24 protein-coding genes and 2 pseudogenes are annotated in these 24569 nt (G+C 72.7%); 15 read left to right on the forward strand and 11 right to left on the reverse strand.

All coding sequences use genetic code 11. From position 1 onward, the window contains the following. Nucleotides 1-7: 7 nt before the first annotated feature. The 4 genes and pseudogenes from VFG42_RS08530 to VFG42_RS27515 form a co-directional block, all read left to right on the forward strand. Complete coding sequence (locus VFG42_RS08530; protein WP_324907280.1) at nt 8-913, forward strand: polysaccharide deacetylase family protein; 906 nt, start codon at nt 8-10, stop codon at nt 911-913. After that, nucleotides 910-1719 (forward strand): phosphohydrolase, encoded by an 810-nt coding sequence (locus VFG42_RS08535; RefSeq protein ID WP_324907282.1) that lies wholly within the window; start codon nt 910-912, stop codon nt 1717-1719. Before VFG42_RS08530 ends, VFG42_RS08535 begins: the two co-directional genes overlap by 4 nt. Continuing rightward, nucleotides 1716-2561 carry a nuclear transport factor 2 family protein gene (locus VFG42_RS08540; protein ID WP_324907285.1) on the forward strand — a complete coding sequence of 282 codons (846 nt, stop codon included), beginning with the start codon at nt 1716-1718 and terminating at the stop codon, nt 2559-2561. The genes VFG42_RS08535 and VFG42_RS08540 overlap by 4 nt, the downstream gene beginning before the upstream one ends. Nucleotides 2562-3452: 891 nt before the next feature. Then, nucleotides 3453-3833, forward strand: a pseudogene (locus tag VFG42_RS27515) (methyl-accepting chemotaxis protein); the annotation flags it as partial. Nucleotides 3834-3871: 38 nt separating this feature from the next. On the opposite strand, the gene VFG42_RS08550 reads toward VFG42_RS27515, so the two are convergent. Further along, entirely contained in the window at nt 3872-5056 is a 1185-nt protein-coding gene (locus VFG42_RS08550; protein WP_324907288.1) for an MFS transporter, read from the reverse strand. A gap of 82 nt (nt 5057-5138) precedes the next feature. On the opposite strand from VFG42_RS08550, the gene VFG42_RS08555 reads away from it, so the two are divergent. Next, nucleotides 5139-6143, forward strand: a complete 1005-nt coding sequence (locus VFG42_RS08555; RefSeq protein WP_324907290.1) for an ArsR/SmtB family transcription factor — start codon at nt 5139-5141, stop codon at nt 6141-6143. On the opposite strand, the gene VFG42_RS08560 is transcribed toward VFG42_RS08555, so the two are convergent. After that, a complete protein-coding gene (locus VFG42_RS08560; RefSeq protein WP_324907292.1) occupies nt 6133-7569 on the reverse strand; it encodes a carotenoid oxygenase family protein in 1437 nt (478 codons plus the stop codon). The genes VFG42_RS08555 and VFG42_RS08560 overlap by 11 nt on opposite strands. A gap of 21 nt (nt 7570-7590) precedes the next feature. Here VFG42_RS08560 and VFG42_RS08565 point away from each other — a divergent pair, with 21 nt between their 5' ends. Continuing rightward, nucleotides 7591-8106 (forward strand): PadR family transcriptional regulator, encoded by a 516-nt coding sequence (locus VFG42_RS08565; protein ID WP_324907294.1) that lies wholly within the window; start codon nt 7591-7593, stop codon nt 8104-8106. Between the two features lies 1 nt (nt 8107). Here VFG42_RS08565 and VFG42_RS08570 read toward each other — a convergent pair whose 3' ends face one another. The 3 genes from VFG42_RS08570 to VFG42_RS08580 all read right to left on the reverse strand — a co-directional run bounded on the left by VFG42_RS08570 (nt 8108) and on the right by VFG42_RS08580 (nt 11238). Then, nucleotides 8108-10090, reverse strand: a complete 1983-nt coding sequence (locus VFG42_RS08570; protein WP_324907296.1) for an SDR family oxidoreductase — start codon at nt 10088-10090, stop codon at nt 8108-8110. A gap of 44 nt (nt 10091-10134) precedes the next feature. Beyond that, nucleotides 10135-10890: a crotonase/enoyl-CoA hydratase family protein gene (locus tag VFG42_RS08575; protein ID WP_324907298.1), complete on the reverse strand. Its 756-nt coding sequence runs from the start codon at nt 10888-10890 to the stop codon at nt 10135-10137. A 78-nt stretch (nt 10891-10968) separates the two neighbouring features. Next, nucleotides 10969-11238, reverse strand: coding sequence for a hypothetical protein (locus VFG42_RS08580; RefSeq protein WP_324907300.1), 270 nt, complete (start codon nt 11236-11238; stop codon nt 10969-10971). A 29-nt stretch (nt 11239-11267) separates the two neighbouring features. Here VFG42_RS08580 and VFG42_RS08585 point away from each other — a divergent pair, with 29 nt between their 5' ends. After that, nucleotides 11268-11996, forward strand: coding sequence for an enoyl-CoA hydratase/isomerase family protein (locus VFG42_RS08585; RefSeq protein ID WP_324907302.1), 729 nt, complete (start codon nt 11268-11270; stop codon nt 11994-11996). Between the two features lie 133 nt (nt 11997-12129). Here VFG42_RS08585 and VFG42_RS08590 read toward each other — a convergent pair whose 3' ends face one another. Beyond that, the gene (locus VFG42_RS08590; protein WP_324907304.1) at nt 12130-13488 is read right to left on the reverse strand and encodes a hypothetical protein; all 1359 of its coding nucleotides are present in this window, start codon (nt 13486-13488) and stop codon (nt 12130-12132) included. A gap of 23 nt (nt 13489-13511) precedes the next feature. On the opposite strand from VFG42_RS08590, the gene VFG42_RS08595 reads away from it, so the two are divergent. From VFG42_RS08595 to VFG42_RS08615, 5 genes are all read left to right on the forward strand, one after another. Then, on the forward strand, nt 13512-15497 hold the full coding sequence (locus VFG42_RS08595) for an ABC-F family ATP-binding cassette domain-containing protein (protein WP_324907306.1): 1986 nt from the start codon (nt 13512-13514) through the stop codon (nt 15495-15497). 31 nt (nt 15498-15528) lie between these two features. Next, nucleotides 15529-15900: a hypothetical protein gene (locus VFG42_RS08600; RefSeq protein ID WP_324907308.1), complete on the forward strand. Its 372-nt coding sequence runs from the start codon at nt 15529-15531 to the stop codon at nt 15898-15900. Next, nucleotides 15897-16757 (forward strand): heavy metal-binding domain-containing protein, encoded by an 861-nt coding sequence (locus tag VFG42_RS08605; RefSeq protein WP_324907310.1) that lies wholly within the window; start codon nt 15897-15899, stop codon nt 16755-16757. The genes VFG42_RS08600 and VFG42_RS08605 overlap by 4 nt, the downstream gene beginning before the upstream one ends. 11 nt (nt 16758-16768) lie before the next feature. Continuing rightward, on the forward strand, nt 16769-17629 hold the full coding sequence (locus tag VFG42_RS08610; protein WP_324907312.1) for a heavy metal-binding domain-containing protein: 861 nt from the start codon (nt 16769-16771) through the stop codon (nt 17627-17629). A gap of 91 nt (nt 17630-17720) precedes the next feature. Next, entirely contained in the window at nt 17721-18623 is a 903-nt protein-coding gene (locus VFG42_RS08615) for a sugar phosphate isomerase/epimerase (RefSeq protein WP_324907314.1), read from the forward strand. Here the strand turns inward: VFG42_RS08615 and VFG42_RS08620 are convergent. Beyond that, the gene (locus VFG42_RS08620) at nt 18620-19288 is read right to left on the reverse strand and encodes a YoaK family protein (RefSeq protein ID WP_324907316.1); all 669 of its coding nucleotides are present in this window, start codon (nt 19286-19288) and stop codon (nt 18620-18622) included. The genes VFG42_RS08615 and VFG42_RS08620 overlap by 4 nt on opposite strands. A 3-nt stretch (nt 19289-19291) precedes the next feature. Continuing rightward, a complete protein-coding gene (locus VFG42_RS08625; RefSeq protein ID WP_324907318.1) occupies nt 19292-19765 on the reverse strand; it encodes a hypothetical protein in 474 nt (157 codons plus the stop codon). Nucleotides 19766-19822: 57 nt separating this feature from the next. On the opposite strand from VFG42_RS08625, the gene aroF reads away from it, so the two are divergent. Together aroF and VFG42_RS08635 are read left to right on the forward strand one after the other, a co-directional pair. After that, a complete protein-coding gene (gene aroF / locus VFG42_RS08630) occupies nt 19823-20851 on the forward strand; it encodes a 3-deoxy-7-phosphoheptulonate synthase (protein ID WP_324907320.1) in 1029 nt (342 codons plus the stop codon). A gap of 80 nt (nt 20852-20931) precedes the next feature. Then, the gene (locus tag VFG42_RS08635) at nt 20932-21273 is read left to right on the forward strand and encodes a luciferase family protein (RefSeq protein ID WP_324907322.1); all 342 of its coding nucleotides are present in this window, start codon (nt 20932-20934) and stop codon (nt 21271-21273) included. Here VFG42_RS08635 and VFG42_RS08640 read toward each other — a convergent pair. Beyond that, nucleotides 21260-22069, reverse strand: coding sequence for an ABC transporter permease (locus VFG42_RS08640; protein ID WP_324907324.1), 810 nt, complete (start codon nt 22067-22069; stop codon nt 21260-21262). The two genes, VFG42_RS08635 and VFG42_RS08640, sit on opposite strands and share 14 nt — an antisense overlap. Nucleotides 22070-22134: 65 nt before the next feature. Next, nucleotides 22135-22905: pseudogene (locus VFG42_RS08645) on the reverse strand (ABC transporter ATP-binding protein); the annotation flags it as partial. 115 nt (nt 22906-23020) lie between these two features. Here VFG42_RS08645 and VFG42_RS08650 point away from each other — a divergent pair. Then, entirely contained in the window at nt 23021-23584 is a 564-nt protein-coding gene (locus VFG42_RS08650) for a molybdopterin-dependent oxidoreductase (RefSeq protein ID WP_324907328.1), read from the forward strand. Between the two features lie 62 nt (nt 23585-23646). Here the strand turns inward: VFG42_RS08650 and VFG42_RS08655 are convergent, their stop codons facing one another. Then, nucleotides 23647-24396: a glucose 1-dehydrogenase gene (locus VFG42_RS08655; protein ID WP_324907330.1), complete on the reverse strand. Its 750-nt coding sequence runs from the start codon at nt 24394-24396 to the stop codon at nt 23647-23649. Nucleotides 24397-24569: the final 173 nt, after the last annotated feature.

Raw genomic sequence — 24569 nt, forward strand, 5'->3', positions numbered from 1 at the left:
CCTCGGGGTGACGCGCCCCCGCGCCGTCTTGATCGCAGCGCTCGCCGCGCTGCTCCTCCTCGCGCTCGCCGGTTGCGGCGGGGGCGGCTCCGGCGATCACGCCGCCACGACGCCCGCCGTCAACGGCGCGGCCGAGCAGGTCGCCAACGGCCCGGCGGGGTCGTCCTCCTCGTCATCCTCGTCGCCCTCGTCCTCGTCGGCCGCAGCCAAGCCCGCGAAGGTCCCGCTGCACGCCGACCGCCACGCGGCGGTCCCGATCCTGATGTACCACGTGATCGCGCCCGCCCCGCCCGGCGCCAAGTACGCCGGGCTGTGGGTCGCGCCCGACGCGCTGAAGGCCCAGGTCGACGCGCTGGCCAAGGCCGGCTACACGGCGGTCACGCTCGACGCGGTCCTCGACGCGTGGGAGGGCAAGCCGACGCTGCCCGCCAAGCCGATCGTGCTGAGCTTCGACGACGGCTACCTCAGCCAGGGCAAGGACGCCGGCCCGATCCTCGCCGCGCGCGGCTGGCCGGGCGTGCTGAACCTGGCCTGGCACAACCTCGGCACGCCGGGCGGGATCACCCGCACGCGCATCAAGCAGATGATCAAGGACGGCTGGGAGATCGACGCGCACACGATCACCCACCCGGACCTGACGACGCTCGACGCCGCGGCGCTGCGCCGCGAGGTCGCCGGCTCGCGCCAGAAGATCCAGCAGGCCTTCGGCGTCCCGGTCGACGCGTTCTGCTACCCGGCGGGGCGCTTCGACCCGACCGTCGAGCAGGCCGTGCGCGCCGCCGGCTACCGCGCCGCGACGACCGAGCGGCCCGGCCGCGCCACGCCGTCGCAGGACCGCTACGCGCTCTCGCGCATCCGCGTCAACGCGGGGGACAGCGCCGCCGCGGTGCTCGCTAGGGTCCGTGGCGCATGAGCGGCGACGACGAGCAGACCCTGGAGGAACGGGTCCTCGCGGCGCACATCCGGGCGCCCGGCCGCGGCAACCGCAAGCTGGAGAAGCTCATCGCCGCGGTCAACGACGACGTCGAGCTGAAGGGCTGGTGGCACGCGGCGGCGATCAACGCCGAGCGCCTGGAGATGTCGGACCACTCGTGGGTCCACATCCAGATCGTCACGAACATCGGGCTGCGCCTGGCGCGCCTGCTGTTCCGCCGCGGCATCGTGCCGTCGTGCGTCGCCGACCACGGCCTGACCGAGCGCGACGCCGAGGTCATCATCGCCGCGGCGGCGCTCTTCCACTGCGTCGGCATGTCGATCCAGCGCGCCGACCACGAGCAGTTCTCGCTGTTCCTGACGGCCGACAAGCTGCCCAAGCTGCTGGCGCCGATCTACGACGACCCGGCGCGGACGATCATCGTCGCCGAGGCCTCGCACGCGATCATCTCGCACCGCTCCAAGGGCGCGCCGTTCACGATCGAGGGCGCGATCGTCCGCGTCGCCGACGCGCTGGACATGGCCAAGGGCCGGTCGCGCGCCGACAAGATGCTGCCGAACATCCACTCGGTCTCGTCCAAGGCGATCGAGTCGGTGAAGATCTCGCCCGGCGAGGAGAAGGCCGTCCGGATCGAGATCGAGATGTCCAACAGCGCCGGGATCTACCAGGTCGACGAGGGCCTGGGGACCAAGCTGCGCGGGACGCCGCTGGCCGAGCACGTCGAGGTGATCGCGCGCATCGAGGCCGAGCACGAGGCGCGCCTGGTCCCGGTGTTCAAGATATGAGCAACACGCCCCGCTCCGTGTTCGACCGCCAGCTGCGGCTGATCGCCGCAGGCGAGCTGGAGGCCCTCGTGGCCCAGTACCACGACGACGCGCTCCTGCTGCGCTCCGACCGGCCGGTGGTCGGCCACGCCGCCCTGCGCGACCACTTCGCCGCGCTGCTGGCGACCGCGCCCGCGATCGAGGTCACCCAGGCCGTGGAGGCCCAGGACGTCCTGAGCTACCAGACGACGGTCACGGCGGGCGAGGAGGACCCGGTCCGCCAGTACGGCATGCTCGTGCTGCGCGGCGAGCGGATCGCGCGCCACGTCACCGGCGTCTTCCCGGTCGCCTCGGGCGGCGGGCGCAAGACCGGGGCGATCACCGTCGACCTCGAGCCCTACACGGCGTGGAGCCCGCACGCGGTGCCGGATCCGCGGTCGGCCGGCCGCGAGGCGATCGGCCCGGTGCTGCTGGAGATCGTCTCGGCCGAGGGCCCGATCCTCGCCGAGCGCGCCTACCGGCTCTACGTGAAGGCCAGCGGCGGCAAGGCGCTGACGTCGATCGCGCGGGCGCCGCTGTCGGGCGCGACGTTCCGCCTCAAGGGCGCGGGCGCGATCGAGATGGAGGAGGGCTCGGAGGTCCTGCGGCCCGTGGGCACGCCGGAGATCCGCGTGCGCGAGCTGGGGCCGCGCGCGCTGGACGAGGTGCCGCTGCGCGAGGTCGCCGAGCTGATGCGGCGCCTGCGGGCCGCCGGCGCGACCGAGCTGCCCCGCGCCGTCCTCGACGCCTACGGGCTGGTCCGGATGACCGCCAAGGCGGAGGACTTCCTGGCGCAGGCCATGCTCGTCGCCGACGAGGAGTAGGCGCCGCCGCGCATAGCCTGACCGATGTTTCAGGCGCGTTCCCGCTCACATCCCCCGATCGGGGGGCCGAGAAGTGGGGCAATGCGATTCCTGAACCAGCGCACGCCCGATCCGGCCCAGGACCGGGCGCTCGACGTCGCCGCCGTCGAGGCCGGGCTGCACAGCCTCCAGGCCCATTGCCTCACGAGCCTGGCCGCCGGGCTGGACGCGATGACCGCCGGCGACCTCACGGTCGCCGTCGCGCCGGTCACCGCGCCGATCGACCGGCGCCCCGACGACCCCGCCGCGGCGGCGCTCGTCGACCTCTTCAACACCATGTTGGCCACGGCCCAGGACGCCCTGGTCAAGTACGAGCGGCTGCGGGAGGAGCTGCGGGAGGCGCTCGGCGACCGCTCGTCGCTGCGCCCGCTGCGGCAGCGGCTGACGTCGTTGAGCGACAACTGCCTGGTCGCGCTCGGCGACGGGCTGGCCGCCACCGCGCGCGGCGACCTCACGCGCGACGCCGTCCCGGTGACGACGCCGCTGACGCCCGGGGAGGGCGAGCGGCTCGGCACGCTGGGGGAGACGTTCAACGTCATGCTGGGCCGGGCGCAGGGCGGCCTGGCCAGCTACAACGAGATGCGCGGCGGCCTGGCGGCGATGATCGGCGAGATCGGGTCGACCGCCTCGGCGGTGGCCACGCACTCGCGCGAGATGGCGGCGACCGCCGACCAGACCGGCCGGGCGATCCAGGAGATCGCCGAGGCGTCGACCGGCGTCGCGGAGGGCGCCGACCGCCAGATCCGCCTCGTGGTCGAGGCGCGCGCGGTGACCGGCGAGGCCGTGGAGCTGTCGTCGCGCGCCGACGGGGTCGCCCACGAGGGCGTGACGCTGACCGCCGAGATCGCGGCGATCGCCGAGCAGACCAACCTGCTGGCCCTGAACGCGGCGATCGAGGCCGCGCGCGCCGGCGAGCAGGGCCGCGGCTTCGCGGTCGTGGCCGAGGAGGTCCGCAAGCTCGCGGAGTCGTCGGCCCGGACCGTCGCGCAGACGCGGCAGGCGTTCGAGGGCCTCGCGGTCTCGATCGCCGAGGTGTCGGACTGCGTGAACCGCATCGCGAGCGCGACCGAGGAGGTCACGCTCGTGGCCCGGCAGGCGGGCGAGGCGACCGGCCACGTGTCGGCGGCCGCCGAGCAGTCCTCGGCCTCCACGCAGCAGGTCGCGGCCTCGACCGCGGAGCTGGCGCGGTCGGCCCACGAGCTGGAGCGGATGGTCGAGCGCTTCGTCGTCTGACGCCGCGACGCGCAGCCGTCGCGCTCGCGGGCCGGCGGTCAGCCGGCCGGCAGCGGGGCGCGCGCGTGGGGCGCGTAGACGACCGCCACCGCTGCGGCCGGCAGCGTGAGCGCGCCCGCCGCGGCGAAGGCCGCCGCCGGGCCGGCCGCGTCGACGACCACGCCGGCGATCGCCGCGCCCGCCGCGACCCCGGCGCCGAGCGCGGTCGTCGTCCACGCGAAGGCCTCGGTCGCCGTGCCCGGCGGGGCGACGCGGCCGGTCAGCGCGCTCATGGCGCCGAACGTGGGCGCGATGAACGCCCCGGCGACGACGAGGATCGCGCCGAGCAGGACCGGCGTCGTGGCGCCGAGCGCCAGCGCGCCGTGCGAGACGGCCAGCGCGACGAGCAGCAGCGGCACGTTGCGGACGCCGCCCGTGCGCGCCGCGAGGACGCCGCCGACCAGCGACCCGACGCCCCACAGCGCCAGCAGCGGCCCGGTGGCGCCGGCGGCGCCCGCGTCGTGGGAGGCGGCCGCGACCGCGACCTCGACGGCCGCGACCAGCACGCCGACCATCGCCATGACCGCCACGACCATGCGGACCCCGGGCGCCGCCAGCGCGCTGCGGGCGGCGCGCGCGGCGTCCTCGCCGTGGTCGTGCGGGCGCCAGGCGCGGGACTCGGGCCGCAGCGCGAAGGCGATCGTGCCGACGACGACCAGCGCGCCCAGCACGCCGACCGACACGCGGCTGGAGGCCAGCGCGGCCAGAGTCAGGAACCCGAGCGGGCCGGCGATGTAGGTCAGCTCGAGCACCGCGGCCTCCAGCGAGAACGCGGCGTCGACCGCGTCCTCGTCGTGGTCGAGGAGGTCCGGCCACAGCGTGCGCAGGCAGGCGCCCAGCGGCGGCTGGGAGCCGCCGGCGACGGCGGCGACCGCGGCGATCGCGACCGTCGGCGCGGTGGAGGGGAGCAGCGCGAGCGCGAGGAACGCGCCGCCGGACACCGCGCCGGAGACGACGAGCACGCCGGTCTGGCCGCGGCGGTCGACGATCCCGCCGAGCAGCGGCGCGGCCAGCGCGAGCGACAGCGCGCTCGCGGCGGCGACCGCGCCCGCGGCGGCGTAGGAGCCGGTCAGCGCGTGGGTGTGGACGACGATCAGCACGCCGGCGCCGGCGGGCGCGATGCGCGACAGCACGTTGAGCGTGAGGAGGGCGAGGACGCCGGGCCGGCGGAGGACCGCGAACATGGCGGCGGACGATCGCCGCCGGGCCGCCCGAGCGCCAATCGATTCGCGCCAGCCCGAATCCGGGAGTAGCCTGGAGCGCGCCGTGCTCGCCTACCGCTTCGGCCACGACGACCTGCTGCGCACCCGCTTCGCGATCTCCCCGCTGATGGAGCTCTCGGGCTCGATCCAGGCGTTCCGCGAGCCCGAGCAGCACGCCGTGCACGCGCCGTGGGCCGCCTGGGCGCGCGATCGGATAACCGGGCTGGACTGGGACCTGCTCGACGCGGTGGTCCCACCGAATTCGGCCTATTACCCGGACTTCTTCAGCCCGCCGCCGCACGAGCCTAAGGCTCAGCTTGAGGGTGAGTTGAGCAGGGTTCTGACCACCGATCCGCATCAGGTCGCCACCGAGGTCCGCCGCGCGCACCCCAACGGCCTGACCGACGCCGCGCGGCTGCTCGTGGACGATCCCGAGCGAGGGATGCGGCAGCTCGTGGCCCAGATGCGCGCCTGGTGGGACGCCCTCCTGGCGCCGAAGTGGGACGCGATCCTCGCGATGCTCGAATCCGAGATCGCGCAACGCGGCCGGCAGCTCGCCGACGTCGGTCCGGCCGCGGCCTTCGACGACCTCGGCGAGCGCGTGCGGTGGCGCGACGGGCGCGTCGAGGTGGACACGGTCAACTCCGACGCCGAGGTCGACCTGGCCGGGCGCGGCCTGCTGCTCGTCCCCGCCGCGTTCGCCTGGCCCGACGTCTGGCCGATGTCCGACCCGCCGTGGCAGCCCGCGATCGTCTACACGCCGCGCGGCGTCGCCGACCTCTGGGCGCCCGAGGACGCCGACGGCGCGTCGGGCGCGCTGGCCGAGCTGCTCGGCGCCCGGCGCGCCGCGGTCCTCCTGGCACTCGACCGCCCGGTCGCGACGCTGGAGCTGGCCGCGCGGCTGGGCGCGAGCGCCGCCGGCGTGTCCGCGCACCTGCAGGTCCTGCGCCGCGCCGGGCTGGTCGGCGGCCGCCGCGCCGGGCGCCACGTGCTCTACGGGCGCACGCGCGCGGGCGACCAGCTGATCCGGACGGCCCGCGCGGCGGCGACCGAGGCCTCTACGCGCTGAAGAACTGCCCGTGGAAGCCGAACGGGACGTGGTGCGGCGCCTCGGCCCGGGCGATCTCGGTGAACGTGTGGGCGTCGAGCACGAGCAGGAACGACGTTCCCGCCAGGGCGTCGAGCACGACCGACAGCACGACGCCGTCGTCCTCCTCGGTCGCGTCGACCCGCGGCACGAACACCGGCTCGCCCGCCCACGCGTGCGGCTCGTCCCACACGCGATGGGAGCCGTCGGCGACGTCGATCTTCACCAGGCGCTTCAGGAACGGCGCGCCGCCGGAGCTGCCGCCGTAGACGTAGCGGTAGGGCTTGGCGTTGCGGGTGCGGTAGTTGATCCGCGGCAGCTCGAGGTCGACGTCGGCCAGCGGGCGCGTGTCGACGGAGCCGTTGGGGGCGAGCGTCAGCCGCCGCGGCCGCGCGTCGAGGCCCGGCTCGGCCGCGCCGGCCCGCAGCCGGTCCAGCTCCAGGAGGTCGATGATCGACGCGTCCTCGTAGGCGCACAGGTCGAGGACGAGCCGGTCGCCGTCGTCGTAGGCGTTGATGGTGTGGAAGACGAAGAACGGCTCGGCCGTCCAGGTCCGCACGAGCGCGCCGGTCGCCCGGTCGAACGCGTGGATGCGCGTGCCCAGCTCGGGCTTCCAGACGTAGTTGTGGATGAACGACTTGGCGCCGAGCGCGAGCTTGATCGGGTTGACGACCAGCGGGTTCTCGATCAGCACGACGTGGCGCTCGGTCAGCGCGAAGGAGTGCATGTAGGACGGCTCGCGGACCGGCAGCGTCGCCAGCGTGCGCGCCTCCGACGCGCTGCGGCGCGCGTAGATCTTGTACACCGACTTGCGCCCGAGGTGGGCGGCGAAGTTGATCAGCTCGGCGACTCCGTCCGAACCCACCCCGTGGTGGGGGTGGGCGGTCGTGATCTGGCCGAAGCGCGCCACGCCCTCGTCGTGGCCGAGCGTCGCCAGCGTCTCGGGATCGAAGCGGACCGGGATCGGCGTCTCGGTCATCGCGATGTACTCGTCGCCGACGCGCGACAGGTTCACGTTGGCGTTGTCGGTCAGCGCGGGGTTGAAGACCGACTGCACGCGCTGGAACAGCGAGCGGCACGGGTCGGTCGCGAAGCCGGCGATCGACGCGCCGCCGCTGGCCAGCGCCTCGCGCCGGGCCTTGGTGTCCAGGAACCGCGACGCGTAGGAGACCGTGCCGTCCCCGGCGAACCCGAAGCGGTTGAGCATCGCCATGCCGTCGAACCAGTGCGTGACCGAGCGCTTCTCGAAGTCCATCTGCGCCGGCGTGACCCGCACGAGCCCACCCCGCAGCCACGTCGGCACCTCGCCCGCAACCGGCAGGGCGTCGACCCGCACCTCCTCGGTCTGGTCGGCGAAGCCGAGCGTGTGCGACTGCGAGACTGCGGAACCGGCGGCTACGATCGACATGATCCGAACCGTACCGTCCGAATGAGACCATTGCAACTGACGCCGACCTCCTACATCGTCCTCGGCCTGCTCGAAGCGGCCGACGGCGAGGCCACGCCCTACGACCTCAAGCAGGCGATGGCGATCAGCGTCGACTGCTTCTGGTCGGTGCCCCACGCCCAGATCTACCGCGAGCCCGAGCGGCTGGCGGGCGGCGGCTACGTCACCGAGCGGCGCGAGGAGGGCGGCCGGCGCCGGCGCTTCTACGCGATCACCGACAGCGGTCGGGAGGCCCTGGCCGCCTGGCGCTCCACGGCGCCCGACGACGCGCCCGAGCTTCGGGACGCCGGCGTGCTCAAGCTCTTCTTCGGCGCCGACCCGCGGACCGTCGCGTCCCACCAGATCGCCGTCCACGAGCGCCAGCTCGCGGAGTACCGCGCGCTGCGCGCCCAGATCGCCGGCTTCGTGGCGCCCGGCCAGCTCCTCGCCCTCGACGTCGGCATCGCCCACGAGGAGGCGATGATCGAGATCTGGAAGGCGAAGGGCCTGGCGTCGTGACCTACCAGTGCACCCCGCGCATGATGTTGGCCATCGCGATCTGCTCGACCGACGCCTTCTCGTCCGGGTCCTTCTCGCCCTTGGCCGCCGCGGAGTCCGGGAACACCTTGTAGGCCATGTGCAGGATCTGGTCGACGGCCTTCGGCGCGACCGCGTAGAGCACCTCGCCGAACGTCCCCAGGCGCGTGTTGATCTGCTTGGGCTTGCTCCGGATCGCCTCGCAGATGATGTCGCCGGCCTCGTCGGGCGAGATCGTCGGGAACGAGTCGTAGATCTTGGTCGGCGCGATCATCGGCGTCCGGACCAAGGGCATGTGGATCGTCGTGAACGTGATGCCGTCGCCGATGACCTCGGACGACACGACGCGCGTCCACGCGTCCAGCGCGGCCTTCGACGCGACGTAGGCGCTGAAGCGCGGGGGCGACGTCTGCACGCCGATCGACGACACGTTGACGATGTGGCCGAAGCCGCGCTCGCGCATGTGCGGGAGCAACCCCATGGTGAGCTTGATCGTGCCGAGGTAGTTGAGCTGGATCGTGCGCTCGAAGTCGTGGAAGCGGTCGTGCGACAGCGCGATCGAGCGGCGGATCGAGCGCCCGGCGTTGTTGACCAACATGTCGATCGACGCGTGGTCGGCCAGCAGCGCGCGGACGAGGTCGTCGATCGAGTCCAACGCGCTGAGGTCCGCGGAGTAGGCGTACGCCGTGCCGCCCTCGGCCTCGATGGCGGCGCGCGCCTCCTCCAGCTTGTCCATCGAGCGCGCCACGAGGATCGGGATGCCGCCCGCGCGCGCGATCTTGTGCGCGGTCTCCAGGCCGATGCCGCTGGACGCGCCGGTGATGACCACCGTCTTGCCGTTGACCGCGTGCTCGAAGGACCGGTCCTTGTAGAGGTCCGGGTCCAGCACGCGCTCCCAGTAGTCCCACAGCTTGGCCGCGTAGGTGTCCAGCTCGGGCACCGCGATGTCGGTGCCCTTCAGCGCGCGCTCGGTGTCGCGCGTGTCGAACTGGCAGGTGAAGCCGACGTGCTCGACGACCTCCGGCGGGATGCCGAAGTCCATCAGGATGCTGTCGCGCACGCCCTTCAGCGCGGGCAGCTTCATCACCATCGACAACGTGCCCTTGGGCAACATGTCCAACAGCTTCTTGTCGATGCGCATCGCCATGTGCGGCGCGTGGCCGGCGCGGGCGAAGGTGTTCAGCACGTCGCCGGAGCGCTGGCCCTTGGGGTGCGCGAGGTGGAACGCCTGCTCGTCGAGGTCGGGCTCGTGGGCGATGTGGTCCATCGCCTTCGCCACGTAGTCGACCGGCACCACGTTGGTCCAGCCCAGCTCGGGGCCGACCAGCGGCGCCCACTCGGGCAGCCAGCCGCGGATCTTCTGCAGGGCCTTGAAGAAGTAGTAGGGGCCGTCGACCTTGTCCATGACGCCGGTCTGCGAGTGCCCCACGACGATCGCCGGGCGGTACACGCGCCACGGCGTCGTGGCCTCCTCGCGCGCGATCTTCTCCGACTCGAACTTCGTGCGGTGGTAGGCCGACGGGAGCTTCTGGCCCTCGTCGAACATGTCCTCGCGGAACAGCCCGCGGTGCGCGCCGGCGGCGGCGACCGACGAGACGTGGTGCAGCGTCCCGACCTCCAGCGCGTTGGCCAGCTCGACCGCGTTGCGCGTGCCCTCGACGTTGAGGCGCTCGTTGCGCTCCTCGTCGGCGGTCATGTCGTAGATCGCCGCGAGGTGGAAGAAGTGGTCGATCTGGCCGCGGTGCTCGGCGATCCAGTCGTCGCCGACGCCCAGGCGCGCCTCGGCGAGGTCCCCGACGACCGGCGTGACGCGGTCGGCGTTCGGCCAGTCGGCGATCAGCTCGTCCAGCCGCCCCCGCGACGTCTCGCGGACGAGCACGAAGACCTCGCCGTCGCGATTGCGCAGCAGCTCCTCGACGAGATGCCGACCGATGAAGCCGGTCGCGCCGGTCACGAAGTACGCCATGCAGACACCTCTCCTCGACTCCTCCAAGCAGGACGAGGCCTACCCTATACGCCCGCTCCCGCACCGCCGCGCCCTTCGCCGGACGCGAAGCGCGCCGCGCCCGCGACCGCGACGCCGAACGTCGCCCGCGCCGTCTCCGCCTCCAGCGCCAGCCCCGCGTCCAGCGGCAGGCCGAAGCCCTCGATCGCCGCGCGCCGGTCGGCGAGCATCGTCTCCTGCGGGAACGCGGCCAGCGCCTGCGCCCACTCCAGCGCGCGGGCCACCGCGTCGTCGGCGATCTCGGTCAGCAACCCGAAGCGCTCGGCCTCGGCCGCGTCGATGATCCGGCCGCTCAGGATCAGGTCCAGCGCCCGGCCCATCCCGACGATCCGCGGCAGCCGCTGCGTGCCGCCGTCGATCAGCGGGACGCCCCAGCGCCGCTCAGGGCACCCGAACGACGACGTCGGCGTCGCGATCCGCAGGTCGCACCACAGCGCCAGCTCCAGGCCGCCGGCCAGCGCGAAGCCGTCGATCGCGGCGATCGTCGGCTTGGACGGCGTCAGCCGCGTGAAGCCCATCGGGCCCTCGGCGAGGTCGAGCCGGCCCGCGTAGGTGTCGATCGCCTTCAGGTCGGCGCCGGCGCAGAACGCGATCCCGCCCGCGCCGGTGAGCACCAGGACGCGCGCGTCGTCGTCGGCCTCGAACGCGTCGAAGGCGTCGCGCAGCGCCTCCGCGGTGGGGCCGTCGACCGCGTTGCGGCGCTCCGGACGGTCGATGGTGACGACGAAGGCGGCGCCGACGCGCTCGGAAGAGACAGCCATTGGCGGAGCCTAAGCGACCCCGCGAACATCGCCGCTAGGCGATTCTTCGCCAGTGAACCTCGCCCCCTGGGCGAGCGTTCACCAGCCGCCGTGCCAGCGCTGGTCGCCGCCGGCCGACTTGATCGCGGCCTTCCTGGCGTCCTTGCGCTTCTCCAGGCGGCCCTGGATCAGCGACACGACGAGCACGAGGACCGGGAAGAACGCGAGGACGATGAACGCCGCGTTCGTGACGACCTTGTCGTCGGTCTCGCCGTAGGTGCCCTCGCCGGACGCCTGGGCGAACGCCATGGGCGCGGACAGGGCCAGCAGCGACAGGGTGAGCAGCAGAGACGTGATCAGACGGCGCATCGCCAGGGCATCGTATTGAATGCGGCGCCATGGCGGCATTGACGCGTGAGCGGCTGGACGACGACATCGAGGTGCTGCGGCTCGACCGCCCCGAGGTGCGCAACGCGATGGACAGCGCGATGCTCGCCGAGCTGGACGCGGTCCTGGCCGAGCTGGCGCTCGACGAGACCCTCAAGGCGCTGGTCGTCAGCACGACGAACGAGCGCGCGCTGTGTGCGGGCGCTGACGTCTCCGAGCAGCTCGACCACGAGGCGGGCGTGGCCCGGATGGAGGCCTTCGCGCGCCTCTACGCGGCGATCGAGGCGTTCCCGGCGCCGACGATCGCGGTCTGCGTCGGCAACGTCGTCGGCGCGGGCGCCGAGGTCGCGGCGGGCTGCGACCTGCGCGTCGGCGGCGACAACCTCAAGCTCGTGTTCCCGGGCGCGAAGCTCGGCGTGCCGGTCGGCCCGGCGCGGCTGGTGCCGCTCGTCGGGCTGTCGAAGGCGCGCGAGCTGATCATGACCGGGCGCGTCGTGGCGGTCGACGAGGCCGAGGCGCTGGGCCTGCTCGCGCGGCGGACGACGGCGGCGGACGCCGAGGCCGAGGCGATCGCGCTGGCGCGGGAGCTGACGCCGTATCCGGCCGCGGGCCTGCGGCACCTCAAGGACCTCTTCCGCGAGTACGAGGGCACCAAGTACCGCGTCGCGCGCGAGAACGCCGAGATCGTGGAGTTCCAGCGCACGGGCGGCGGCCTGCCGTACGGCGGTGTGAAGAAGTGACCCGCCGCCGGGCGGCGGTGGCGATCGGCGGCGCCGCCCTGCTCGCGCCCGCCGCCGCCGCGTCTGCCGCGGCCGCGCGACTCCGCCCTGGCGGCGCGGTGGTCCAGCGGATCGCCCCGTCGCGCCGCGCGCGTCAGTAGCGGCCCTTCATCACCTTCTTCAGCCAGGGGACGACCGACCTGAGGTACTTGTTCTTCCCCGGCGCGGCGGTGAGCGGGTCGAGATGGCTATGGCCGGTGGCGTTGACATACATGGCCATTGGCGTCTTCGACCGCTTGACGAACGACTCGGCGCCTCTCAGCACGGCACCGTTCGTCAACGTCGTCTGGAGTGCGTAGACCGGGATGTTGGACTGCCGCGCCCACTTCAACCGCAACCCCAGGTACTTGGCCGCGGCGTTCTCGACCAGCGGCGACGCCGCGTCGACGTCGAGGTTCAGGCGCGCGGGGTAGAACCACTCGACCGCGTTGGCCGGCTCCTGCCCGAACGTCTCGGCGACGCGCTCGATGGGGGAGACCTCGCCGTCGACCCAGTCGCCGTTCGCGCCGAGCGAGCCCGACCGCACCTGGATCAGCCCCAGCTCCTTCGGCGAGGTGGACGCGTCGAACGCGTAGCCGAACTGGCCGCGGTTGGTCGCGGGGATCGGCGGCTTGAACGCGGCGGGCAGCAGCGGGAAGGCCTGGCCGACCGAGGGGCCGGTCGGGTCCTTGATCGCCAGGATCGCCGCGGACTCCGCGAGGATCCCGGTCACCCACGGCAGGCCGAGCCCGAGCAGGTCGAGGAACGGCTGCTTGCGGATCGCGGCCAGGCGCTTCTTGGCGTCCGCCAGCCCGGCGCTGTCGAACGACCCGCGCAGCCCGCCGTCGATCAGCACGACCCCGTCGAGGTCGCGGTAGCCGGCGTGCCCGGCGAAGTCCCACGACGCGTAGGCGACCGCGACCGACGCGCCTAGCGAGTGGCCGCCGAGGATCACGCGCCGCGCGCCGCCGCGCCGCGCCGCCGCGATCACGCGCCGGACGTCCTCCAGCTGGACCTTCAGCCCCCAGTCGGCGGCGAAGCCGAGCTTCGCGAGGTCCGGCGGCTGGTAGTGCGGCTGGATGCTCGGATCCGCGATCCAGCCCGCGTAGTAGTCGAACATCGCCTTCGGGGTCACGCGACCGGCCAGCGCGTCGGCGAAGACCTTCGTGTCCTCCAGCCGCTGCGAGCGCCGGTCGACCGCCCACACCTGCAGGCCGGGGACGTCGCGCACCAGCTCTCGCGCGGTGAGCGTGAAGTCGCCGCGTCCGCCGTTCGTGCCGGGGACCAGGACGAGGACGGTCCTGGCCGACGACGACCCGAACCTCGTGACGTCCAGCCGGTCGTAGGCGCGCGGCCCGGGCGCCTTGGTCCAGCCGGTGATCGTGGTCTGCGTCTCGGCGGCGCGCGCCCCGGCGGCGAACGCGAGCGAGACGACGGCGGCCAGGCCGGCCGCGAGCGCTGAGCGGTGGGACATCGCGCATACCTACCATGAGGGACGTGGCCGTCGCTATCGCTTCCGACCTCTCCAAGGACATGTCCGGCGTCCCGCTGCTGCGGGGCGTCTCGTTCAAGCTCGAGCGCCGCGACCGGCTGACGATCGCCGGACGCAACGGCGCGGGCAAGACGACGCTGCTGCGGATGCTGTCCGGAGAGACGTCGATCGACGGCGGCGAGCTGGTCTTCCAGAAGGGCGTGCGCGTCGCGCTGCACGACCAGCGCCCGCCGCGCGACCAGGACGTCACGCTGCGCGACTACGTGCTCTCCGCCTGCAAGGAGCAGCTCGCGCTGGAGGCCGAGCTGGCCGAGCTGGAGGTCAAGATGGCCGAGGGCGACGAGGCCGCGATGAACCGCTACGCCGACGTGTACGCGAAGTTCGAGGCGGCCGGCGGCTACGGCTGGCGCGACCGCGCGTCGAACTACCTCCACGGCCTCGGCTTCGCCGACGACGCGCTGGACCGCAAGTTGAACACCTTCTCCGGCGGTCAGCTGACGCGCGCCTCGCTGGCCCGCGCGCTGGCCGTCGAGGCCGACCTGCTGCTGCTCGACGAGCCGACCAACCACCTCGACATCGAGTCGCTGGAGTGGCTGGAGAGCACGCTGACGTCGCTGGACTGCGCGATCGTCCTCGTCGCCCACGACCGCTGGTTCCTGGAGGCCGTCGGCACCGCGGTCCTGGAGCTGGAGGCCGGCCGCTCGCGGTTCTTCAAGGGCACGTGGGCGCAGTGGCGCAAGGAGCAGGCGGCGCGCGAGCTGGCGCTGGGCAAGGCGATCGAGAAGCAGCAGGCCGAGATCGCGCGGATGGAGCAGTTCGTCGAGCGCTTCCGCGCGAAGGCGACCAAGGCCCGCCAGGCGCAGTCGCGGGTCAAGGCCCTCAACAAGATCGAGCGCATCGCGCGCGACCCGAAGGACACGCGCGAGATGGGCTTCCAGTTCGCCAAGCCCGAGCGCACCGGCCGCGTGATCTTCGAGCTGGAGGACGGGCGCCTGGAGGTCGGCGAGGGCGAGCGCCACAAGCTGCTGCTGGAGGACTCCGAGATCTGGCTGGAGCGCGGCGAGCACGTGTCGCTGGTCGGGCCCAACGGCACCGGCAAGACCACGCTGATCGAGGCGCTGGCCGGGCAGCGGCCGCTGGACGGCGGCAAGCTGCGCACCGGCCACAACCTCAAGATCGGGTACCTCAGCCAGCACGACTCCGAGCTGGAGGGGCTGGGCACGGCGCGCACGGTCGCCGAGGCGGCGGTCAAGCGCACGGGGCTGACGCCCAACCAGGCGCGCTCGCTGCTGGGCCGGTTCCTGTTCTCCGGCGACGACGCCGAGAAGCCGCTGGACGGCCTCAGCGGCGGCGAGCGCAAGCGCCTGGCGCTGGCGATCCTGCTGTCGCAGGGCGCCAACGTCCTGATCCTGGACGAGCCGACCAACCACCTCGACCTGGAGTCCCGCGAGGCGCTGGAGGACGCGCTGAAGGGCTTCGAGGGCGCGCTGCTGCTGGTGACGCACGACCGCGCGCTGCTGGAGGCGGTCGGCACCCGGACGGTCGCGCTGGAGCACCAGCGGCTGCGGTCCTACCTCGGCGGCTGGGTCGAGTACGCGCGCATCCGCGAGGAGCGCCGCGCCAACGGGGAGGACCCCGCGGGCCCGCTGCCCGACGCGCCCAAGGCGAAGGCCAAGCCCAAGCCGGCGCCGCCCAAGGCGGCGGCGCCCAAGCCGGCCGCCGCCGCGCCCACGGCCAACGGGAACGGCAACGCCGCCGCCGCGGCGCCCAAGCCCTCCAAGAACGCCGCCCGCCAGACCACCAAGCTGGAGCAGGCGATCGAGGCCGCCGAGGTCGCGCTGGCCACGCTCGAGGAGGAGCTGGCGGCGCCCGAGGCGTGGGCGACCCAGTACGAGTCGGCCAAGAGCACGGCCCGCCACACCGCGGCCAAGCGCGCCGTCGAGGACGCCTACGCCGCGCTCGAGGAGCACCTCGAGAGAATCGAGGCGTAGCCCCGGACGCCCGGGGGAACGCTCTGGCGCGATGGCGGCGGAGTTCGACCTCGTGGCCTCGGCCCTGCGCGCGGATGCCGCGGACGTCGACGTGTTCTTCGACGTCCTGGCGGCCAAGCTGGAGCAGGTGCTGCCCGGGCAGGTCGAGATCCGCCGCGGCGGGCTCCTCGGGCGCGGCGCGCCCGAGGCGCTGACCGTCACGCTCGGCGAGCGGGTCTACGAGGCCGAGCGCGAACGGCGACAGGTCGCCTGCCGGCGACGCACGGTCGTGCGCGGGATCGCGCTCAAGAGCGAGGACCTCGACCTCGGGGCCTGGATCGACGAGCTGTCGGCGGGCCTGGTCGAGGAGGCCGCCCGCAGCGCCCACGCCCGCGCCGCCCTCGACGGCCTGCTGAACGCGTGAGCGACGCCGCCGGCATCCCACCCGCCGCGCGCGAGCGCCTCACGCGCCTGCGCGAGAAGGGCGGTCCGGGCTTCACCTCCGCGCTGTCGGCCGCCGAGGCCCTGGCCGTCCGCCAGGCCGGGTTCGTCCCGCTCACGCAGGTGATGGGCGTGTCCTACTACAAGGTCGGCTGGCAGAGCATGCCGTGGACGATCTCGCGCGGCCGCGGCGGCGGCGACGGCGAGACGCACGAGCTGTCCACCCAGACCGAGGCGTGGAACGAGGCGCGCCGCCTGGCGATCGCGCGCCTGCGCGAGGAGGCCGCGACCGCCGGCGCCGACGCGGTCGTCGGCGTGCACGTCCGGCGCAGCTTCCGCGACTGGGCCGCCGACCTCGCGGAGTTCGTCGCGGTCGGCACCGCGGTGCGCAGCACGACCCACGACTTCGGCGACGACGCGCCGCTGCTGTGCAACCTCTCCGGCCAGGACGTCGCCAAGCTCGTCGCCCACGGCTTCTGGCCGGTGGGCATCGTCGGCGGCTCGACCGTCGCCTACGTCGCGACCGGATGGAACCAGCGCCGGCGCACGATCGGGATGCTCTCCTCGATGACCAACCAGGAGCTGCCGGACTTCTCGCGCGGGATCTACGACGCCCGCGCGCTGGCGATGGGACGGCTGGAGCGCGACGCGCACGCGCTGCACGCGCACGGCGTCGTCGGCGTGGCGATCGAACGCTCGGAGCACGAGTACGAGCGCGACGTCAACAACACCAAGTTCACCGACCTGATCATCACGATGCACGTGCTCGGGACGGCGATCGTCGAGGCCGCCGACGGCCCGCCACCGCCCGAGAAGAACATCGCCTTGCCATTGACCTGAAGGGAACCCCCATGGCCGACGACCAGCACCAGGAGGACTACGACCCCACCAGCACGGCGGGCATCCCCGAGGCCGGTCGCGAGCGCCTCGCGCGCATGCGCGACCGCAGCCTGTTCACCAGCGACCTGTCGGTCAACGAGTTCCTGCTCGTGCGCGCCGCGGGCTTCGAGCCGCTGGGCCTCGTCGTCGGCTCGTCGATCTACCACATCGGGTTCCAGGCGGGCGCGTGGAGCAGGAACCAGGAGATGGACGTCCTGACGCAGGCGATGTACCACGCGCGCGAGCTGGCGATGACGCGCATGGAGGAGGAGGCCGACCAGCTCGGCGCCGACGGCGTCGTCGCCGTCCGCCTCGACGTCAGCCGGCGCGAGTGGGGCAACGACCTCGCGGAGTTCGTCGCGATCGGCACCGCCGTCCGCCATCGCGAGGGCAAGCTGCACCGCGCGCCGAGCGGCCGCCCGTTCACCAGCGACCTCAGCGGCCAGGACTTCTACACCTTGCTCTCGGCCGGGTACCGACCGGTGGGCATGGTGATGGGGACGTGCGTCTACCACGTCGCCCACCAGGGCATGGGCAGCTGGGTGAAGCGCATCGGCCGCAACGTCGAGATGCCGAACTTCACCCAGGCGCTCTACGACGCGCGCGAGCTGGCGATGGAGCGGATGCAGGCCGAGGCCGAGGCCACCGAGGCCGAGGGGATCGTCGGCGTGCAGCTGGTCGAGGGCAACCACGGGTGGAGCTCGCACGTGTTGGAGTACTTCGCGGTCGGCACCGCCGTCGTCCCGACGTCCGAGGACCACCAGATCCCCGCGCCGTCGCTGGTGCTGAGCCTGAACGACGACAGCCGCCAGAGCGGGTTCCGCGGCTTCTGAGGTCGCCGGCCGGACCGGCCTTCACGGGTCGTTCACGCCTACATCACTGAGCGGTCACAGGTGTCGCGGCGATCGCGGGCACCATCGGGGCGTGACGATCGAGCTCGGCACCCGCCTCGGCCTCAACGTCCATCGTGACCAATGGCCCACGGCCGCCCTCCTCGACTCCTATGGGTCGGCGGGGTTCGCGTGGGTCCAGGTCCACACCCCGCCCCGCCCGATGCTGGCCGACCGAGAGCGTGGCCGACGCCACGCGCGTGCCCTTCGCGCCGCTCTCGCTCCTCACGGCCTGCGGCTCCTCCTCCACGGCCCCGACGACCTCAGCGCCGGGACCATCGAGCACGACCGGGCCTTCGACGGGTTGATGGACTACGCGGCGGAGGCGGGTGCGGAGCTGGTCGGCGTCGGAGCCATGAGCTTCCCGGTGGCCGAGGGCCCCGCGGCCGCGCGGCGCCTCGACGAGCGCCTGGCCGCCGAGGAGCGCTCGCTGCGCCGCCTCGCCCAGCGGGCGGAGGCGCTCGGCCTCGTGCTGGCGCTGGAGAACCTCGCGCCGACCTACCCGTCGCGGAGCGCGCGGGTCTGCCACGACGTCCTCGCCGTCCGCGACCTCGTCCGCCGCCTGGGCTCTCCTGCCGTCGGCGTGCTGCTGGACGTCGGCCACGCCCACCTCGTCGCGTCGCTGCGCGGCGAGAGCGCCGAGCGCGTCGTCCGGGACGCGCTCGACGACGTGGTCGTCTTCCACGTGCACGACAACCTTGGCGCTCGGCGCCACGACCTCGGCGCGCCCGGGGTCGATCCGCTTCGCCTCGACCTCCACCTGCCGCCCGGCGCGGGCTGCCTGCCCTGGGATCGCCTCGGGCCGCTGCTCGCCGGCCACGGCGCGCCGCTGATGCTGGAGGTCGAGCGCTCCCACGGCGCCGCGCCTGCGGCGCTGGCGGCCGACACGACCGCGCTGCTGCGTCGCCGCCCGGCGGCGGTCCCGGCCGCCGCCTAGCGGGACGACGACGTCGCCGCGGCGCGCGTCAGCGCCAGCGCGGTCGCGGCGACCAGCGCCAGCGGCACCCACAGCGTGTGCCTGACCAGCAGCGCGCCGACGAACGCGCCCGCGATCATCGCGACGAGCGCGGTGAGCCGGCGGACGTGGGAGCGCGCGGCGGCCGCGCCGTCGGCGGCCAGGCCGGTGATCGTCATCGTCAGCACGGTCGTCGTCAGCTCGGGGACGGCGAGCTTGCGCACGATCGCGTTGCGCAGGCCCATCGCCGAGGCCAGCAACGCGATCACGACGCCCGCGACGACCGTGCCGCCGCGGATGTGGACGGCCGCGCAGACGATCGTCGCCGCGGTGGCCAGCGCGGCCTCGCAGACCAGCGCGACGTGCAGGCGCGGCGCGCCGTGGCGGCGGATCAGCGCGCCGCCGACGCCCGCGCCGAGCGCGAAGGCGCCCAGCGAGACGAGCGGGGCGAGCACGGGGAGCCCGTCGGTCCCGGCCAGGCCGAAGCCGAGCAGGACGACGTTGCCGGTCATGTTGGCGGTGAAGACGCGCCCGAGGCCGAGGTAGCAGACCGCGTCGACGACGCCGGTGGTCACCGTCAGCGCGAGGAGCGTGGCGACGATCGCGCGCGGCGCCGCGGGGCGCGGCGTCGACGGCGCGCCCGGCACGGGTCAGCCCTCGACGGGGATCGGCTCGTCGAAGATCGCCGCGATCGCGTCGAGCGCGGCCTGCTCGTTGTCGCTGACCGGCTTGCCGCCGATGCCCAGGAAGCCGCCCTCGCGGTGGGCCTGCGCGACCTCCTCGGCCAAGGTGTACACGAAGCGCTTGTAGGCCACCAACTCGTCATCTTGGGCGAGGCGGTCCAGCGTGCGCACCGCGCGGCGCAGGTCGGCGAGCGCGCGGTCGCGGATCTCCTCGGGCGAGCGCGGCGCGTCCTGCGGGCCCAGCGAGGGCGCCGTGGTCAGGACCGCCTCCAGCAGCTCGCCCGGCTGCTTGGCCCGCGCCTCGGCGTACGCGCGCGACAGCGCGACCGACTCGCGCAGCTGGCCGCCCGGCTCGGAGGCGGCGACGTACAGGCCGGCGAGCGCCGGGGCGGTCGTCACCACCGCCCACTCCTCGGCGTTGAACGAGGCCTTGGTGGTCATCGTGTCAGGGTACGACGCCGCTGCCCGGGGCGCGGATGTGGCACTGTGGCGACACCCATGCTCGTCATCTTCCACCCCGACGCGACGCCCGACGAGATCGAGGCCGTCACCCAGCGGATCACGGCCACCGGCGCCGGCGCGCAGCGCGTCGTCGGGGCCGAGCAGACGGTCATCGGCGTCATCGACGCCGACCGCGACCACATCGCCTCGCTGGAGCTGGACGCCGACCCCGGCGTCGACCGCGTCGTCGCCGTCTCCTCGCCCTACAAGCTCGCCCACAAGCACCGCCACGGCGACATGCCGCATCCGGTCGAGGTCGCCGGCGTGGCGTTCGGCGGGCCCGACGCCGACTTCCGCCTGATCCTCGGCCCGTGCGCGGTCGAGTCGCGCGAGCAGACGCTGACCGCCGCCCGCGCGTGCGCCGAGGCCGGCGCCGACCTGCTGCGCGGCGGCGCGTTCAAGCCGCGGACCAGCCCCTACGCCTTCCAGGGCCTCGGCCAGCCGGGCCTGGAGATCCTCGCCGAGGCGCGCGCCGAGACCGGCCTGCCGATCGTGACCGAGCTGACCGACCTGCGCGACATCGAGACGGTCGTGGAGTACGCCGACTGCATCCAGGTCGGCGCCCGCAACATGCAGCACTTCCCGCTGCTGACCGAGCTGGGGAAGGCGGGCCTGCCGGTGCTGCTCAAGCGCGGGATGGGCGCGTCGATCGACGACCTCCTCCTGGCCGCCGAGTACATCCTCACCGAGGGCAACCAGCGCGTCGTGCTCTGCGAGCGCGGCATCCACGCCAAGGCGACGCCGGCGCGCTCCTGCCTCGACCTCGCCGCGGTGACGGTGCTCAAGGAGCACACGCACCTGCCGGTCATCGTCGACCCGTCGCACGCCGCGGGCCGCCGCGCGCTCGTCGAGCCGCTGGCGCTGGCCGCCGCGGCCTGCGGGGCCGACGGCCTGATCGTGGAGTGCCACCCGGACCCGCGCAACGCGCGGTGCGACGGGCCGCAGGCGATCACGCTGGACACGCTGCCGGCCTTCGCCGCGCGGGTGCGCGCGGTCGCGTCGGTGGCGGCGGGGCAGCCGGCGTAGGGCGCGCGCGCTGCCTTGGGCACGCGCGCGACCTCGGCCCCTTGACTTCAACCTCACTTGAACCTTCACCATGCCCGGCCATGGCTCCCCAGCACACCCAGACGGACGCCCGGCCGAGCACCCGCATCACCGATGAGGTGACCTCGTGGCCGGGCGTCACGGCAGGTCATGGCCGGCGCGGCGAGTGGTCGTTCCGGCTCGGCAAGCGCGAGATCGGGCACCTGCACGGCGACCACGCCGCGCACTTCATGCTTCCGAAGGACGTCTTCGACGACCTCCTCGCGCAGCACCGGATCACCCACCACCCGGTCTTCCCCGATCGCCGGGGCCCGGGGGCGCGGCGGATCGAGGACGACCGCGACGTGGCCGACGTGATCGCGATCCTGCGCGAGCAGTACGAGCGGGCGGTCAGGCGGTCGTGACGCGCTGGTAGCGGCGGATCGCCAGCGGCACGGTCACGGCGAGGATGCCGAGCGACCAGGCCACGGCGGTGACCACGGGGTGCTGCAACACCCACGGCGCCCCGTCGGTCACCGCGCTCGGGTTGCCGAACAGGTCGCGCAGCGCGGCGACGACGGCCGAGATCGGGTTGTAGTCGGCGAGCGTCCGGACGACCTTGTCCATGCCCTGCGTCGGCACGAACGTGTTGGCCAGGAACGTCATCGGGAAGAGGATCACGAAGCTGAGGCCCTGGACGGCGTCGGGCGCGCGGGCGACCATCCCGATCAGCGTGCCCGACCAGAGGATCGCCAGCAGGAACAGCAGCAGGATCCCGAACGCGGCCGCCGCGTGGAGCACGTCGGTGTGGATGCCCCAGCCGATCAGCAGCCCGGAGAGGACAAGCACGCACAGGGCGATGATCCCCGTCGCGAAGTCCGCCATCACGCGTCCGCTCAACACGGCCGACCGCGCCATCGGCAGCGCGCGGAAGCGGTCGACGACACCCTGCTGGAGGTCCTCGGCCATGCCCATCCCCGCGCCCATGAACGTGAAGGCGATGGTCTGCACGAAGATCCCGGCCATCAGGAACTCCTTGTAGTCGCCGCCGCCCGGCACGCCGATGGCGCCGCCGAAGACGTAGGCGAAGAGCAACACGAACATCAACGGCTGGAGCGTGACGTCCAGCAGCTTCTCGGGCACGTAGCGGACGTGCATCAGGTTGCGCTGCGCGACGACCCAGCCGTCGGCCAGCGCCCACTTGATCTTGTTCATCGTCATGCCGTCACCTCCACGGCGGGACGGTCGGTCAGGTGCAGGAAGACGTCGTCGAGGCTCGCGCCCTCGCCGACCATGGCCTTCAACTCGGCCGGGGTGCCGCGCGCGATCACGCGGCCGTGGTCGAGGACCACGATGTCGTCGGCCAGCTGGTCGGCCTCCTCGAGGTACTGCGTGGTCAGCACCAACGTGGTGCCGTCGGCGACCAGCCCGCGCAGCAGGTCCCAGAGGTCGTTGCGCGAGCGCGGGTCCAGCCCGGTCGTGGGCTCGTCGAGGAACAGCACCGGCGGCGCGGTGACCAGCGACGCGGCGAGGTCGAGCCGCCGCCGCATGCCGCCGGAGTACGTCCGGACCAGGCGGCCCGCGGCGTCCTCGAGCGAGAACTGCTCCAGCAGCTCCTGCGCGCGCTCGCGCGACCGCGCGCGGCCGAGGTGGTTCAGCCGCCCGATCATCTCGAGGTTGTGGCGGCCGGTCAGCAGCTCGTCGACCGTCGCGTTCTGGCCGGCCAGGCCGATGCGCTCGCGCACGCCCTGGGGATCGGCGGCGAGGTCGACGCCGGCCACCGTCGCGCTGCCCTCGGACGGCTTCAGGAGCGTGGTGAGCAGCTTGACCGCCGTGGTCTTGCCCGCGCCGTTGGGCCCGAGCAGGCCGAAGATTGAGCCATGCGGAAACGCGATCGTCAGATGATCCACAGCGACCAGCGTCCCGAATCGCCGCGTGAGCCCGCGCGTCTCAACCGCGTTCGCCGATCCTGACTCGCCCGCCCGCGCTGTCGCGGTTCCCTTTTGTGCCTGCTGCAAACTTCCGGTTTCCGTTTCCGCCACGCCCCTGACCTCCATTGCCGCCTGCGCATTCGCTGAGGGAACAGTATAGCGGTTCTCATCCGGCTCGACACTTTCGGCAGCCGGCGCTACCATTTGTCCCGTGAAATTCAACACAGCGAGGGACCAAACCGTGTTACGTGCGCGCTGGAAATATCGGGGGATCGTTTGCACGCTGACGCTATTGCTTCTTTGCGGTGCGCCGGCATTTGTTGGCGCGCAGGCGCCGGCGGAATCCGCCGCTCCTCCTGCGGCGCAGACTGCGGCTGGTCCCGCGCTCGTCGTCAATGGCGACATACCGACGCCGCTGTCGCTTTCGCTCGACGATTTGCGCCACATGCCGCGCAAAACGCTTACGGTCACAAACGGGCACACGCACAAGCAGGAGACCTACGAAGGAGTGCCGCTCGCCGAGTTATTGAAACGCGCGGGGATGCCGCAGGGTGAATCGCTGCGCGGCGCCGCGATGGCGAGCTATGTAATCGCTGAGGGTGCGGACGGTTATCGCGCGCTCTACGCAGCCGCCGAACTCGACTCGAGTTTTCAGGATTCGGATGTAATTGTCGCCGACACGATGGACGGCGCGCCACTGGGCGCACGCGAGGGGCCGCTGAAGCTGATCGCGCCACATGACAAGCGACCCGCGCGCTGGGTGCGGATGCTGCGCTCCATCACGATCGGGAAAGTGCCGAAATGACCGCAGGGGGTGGGTTCGAACCCGCCCCCAACGTCGCGCAATAATGCATTGGCCGCGGCGGCTTAGATCTGGCCGCGCCCGCCGTCGACGTCGATTTCGACGCCGGTGATGAACGACGCATCGGGCGATGCGAGAAACGCCACCGCGCCCGCCACTTCTTCCGATTTTCCCATCCGCTTCATCGGCACCGTGGCGATCAGCATCTTGGTGAGTTCATCGATCTGTTCTTTCGGGACGCCCACGCGGTCGAAAATCGGCGTCGCGATCGGGCCGGGCGCGACCGCATTCACGCGGATGTTGCGGCCGACGAGCTCGGCGGCCATCGAACGCGTCATCGAGCGCATCGCCGCTTTGGTCGCGGCGTAGGCTGAGCCGTTCGCGAGCCCTTCGTGGCTCACGACGCTCGTGTTCAAAATCACCGAAGCGCCGTCGTTGAGATGCGGCAGCGCTTTCTGCACCGTGAAATACGTGCCCTTCGCGTTGATGTCGAACATCTCGTCGTAAACCTGCTCGGTGGTTTGGTCGAGTGGGACGAATTTGCCGACGCCCGCATTCGCAAAGAGAATATCGATCTTGCCGAATTTCTTGGCTACAGCGCCGAAAAATTTGTCGATTTCGGGCAGCTTCGAGACGTCCGCCTGGACGGCCAGCACGTCCTTGCCGAGGATTGCCGTCGCTTCGTCCAAAGTTTTCTGGTTGCGCCCGGAAATCGCGACGCGCGCGCCTTCGTCTTTCAGCCGCTTCGCCGACGCCAGGCCGATTCCGCTGTTGCCGCCGGTCACCACCGCTACTTTTCCTTCGAGCCTGTTCATTTTGCCTCCGCCTGAATAGTTTCGAATATCAACCAAGCTTTAGATGACCGCCCATGTTCCCCGACTCAGGATTTTTCGGGCTCGCCGGCGGAGGCCGTAGGCCCGTTGTTTTCATACCTGTCCGAAGGTACAGGTGCGCCCCCGAAAACAGATTGCCGCAGTACCGTTGACCC

This window comes from Baekduia sp., from assembly GCF_035685985.1.
In the GTDB taxonomy this organism is placed as follows: Bacteria; Actinomycetota; Thermoleophilia; order Solirubrobacterales; family Solirubrobacteraceae; genus Baekduia.

What these genes read in the sequence shown, in the direction of transcription:
- VFG42_RS08560 (WP_324907292.1), bottom strand. Translation starts at nt 7,569, where the DNA reads ATGTCGATCGTAGCCGCCGGTTCCGCAGTCTCGCAGTCGCACACGCTC.
- VFG42_RS08590 (WP_324907304.1), bottom strand. Translation starts at nt 13,488, where the DNA reads ATGTCCCACCGCTCAGCGCTCGCGGCCGGCCTGGCCGCCGTCGTCTCG.
- VFG42_RS08540 (WP_324907285.1), top strand. Translation starts at nt 1,716, where the DNA reads ATGAGCAACACGCCCCGCTCCGTGTTCGACCGCCAGCTGCGGCTGATC.
- VFG42_RS08640 (WP_324907324.1), bottom strand. Translation starts at nt 22,069, where the DNA reads ATGACGATGAACAAGATCAAGTGGGCGCTGGCCGACGGCTGGGTCGTC.
- aroF (WP_324907320.1), top strand. Translation starts at nt 19,823, where the DNA reads ATGCTCGTCATCTTCCACCCCGACGCGACGCCCGACGAGATCGAGGCC.
- VFG42_RS08635 (WP_324907322.1), top strand. Translation starts at nt 20,932, where the DNA reads ATGGCTCCCCAGCACACCCAGACGGACGCCCGGCCGAGCACCCGCATC.
- VFG42_RS08625 (WP_324907318.1), bottom strand. Translation starts at nt 19,765, where the DNA reads ATGACCACCAAGGCCTCGTTCAACGCCGAGGAGTGGGCGGTGGTGACG.
- VFG42_RS08610 (WP_324907312.1), top strand. Translation starts at nt 16,769, where the DNA reads ATGGCCGACGACCAGCACCAGGAGGACTACGACCCCACCAGCACGGCG.
- VFG42_RS08655 (WP_324907330.1), bottom strand. Translation starts at nt 24,396, where the DNA reads ATGAACAGGCTCGAAGGAAAAGTAGCGGTGGTGACCGGCGGCAACAGC.
- VFG42_RS08570 (WP_324907296.1), bottom strand. Translation starts at nt 10,090, where the DNA reads ATGGCGTACTTCGTGACCGGCGCGACCGGCTTCATCGGTCGGCATCTC.
- VFG42_RS08580 (WP_324907300.1), bottom strand. Translation starts at nt 11,238, where the DNA reads ATGCGCCGTCTGATCACGTCTCTGCTGCTCACCCTGTCGCTGCTGGCC.
- VFG42_RS08535 (WP_324907282.1), top strand. Translation starts at nt 910, where the DNA reads ATGAGCGGCGACGACGAGCAGACCCTGGAGGAACGGGTCCTCGCGGCG.
- VFG42_RS08585 (WP_324907302.1), top strand. Translation starts at nt 11,268, where the DNA reads ATGGCGGCATTGACGCGTGAGCGGCTGGACGACGACATCGAGGTGCTG.
- VFG42_RS08565 (WP_324907294.1), top strand. Translation starts at nt 7,591, where the DNA reads ATGAGACCATTGCAACTGACGCCGACCTCCTACATCGTCCTCGGCCTG.
- VFG42_RS08575 (WP_324907298.1), bottom strand. Translation starts at nt 10,890, where the DNA reads ATGGCTGTCTCTTCCGAGCGCGTCGGCGCCGCCTTCGTCGTCACCATC.
- VFG42_RS08600 (WP_324907308.1), top strand. Translation starts at nt 15,529, where the DNA reads ATGGCGGCGGAGTTCGACCTCGTGGCCTCGGCCCTGCGCGCGGATGCC.
- VFG42_RS08550 (WP_324907288.1), bottom strand. Translation starts at nt 5,056, where the DNA reads ATGTTCGCGGTCCTCCGCCGGCCCGGCGTCCTCGCCCTCCTCACGCTC.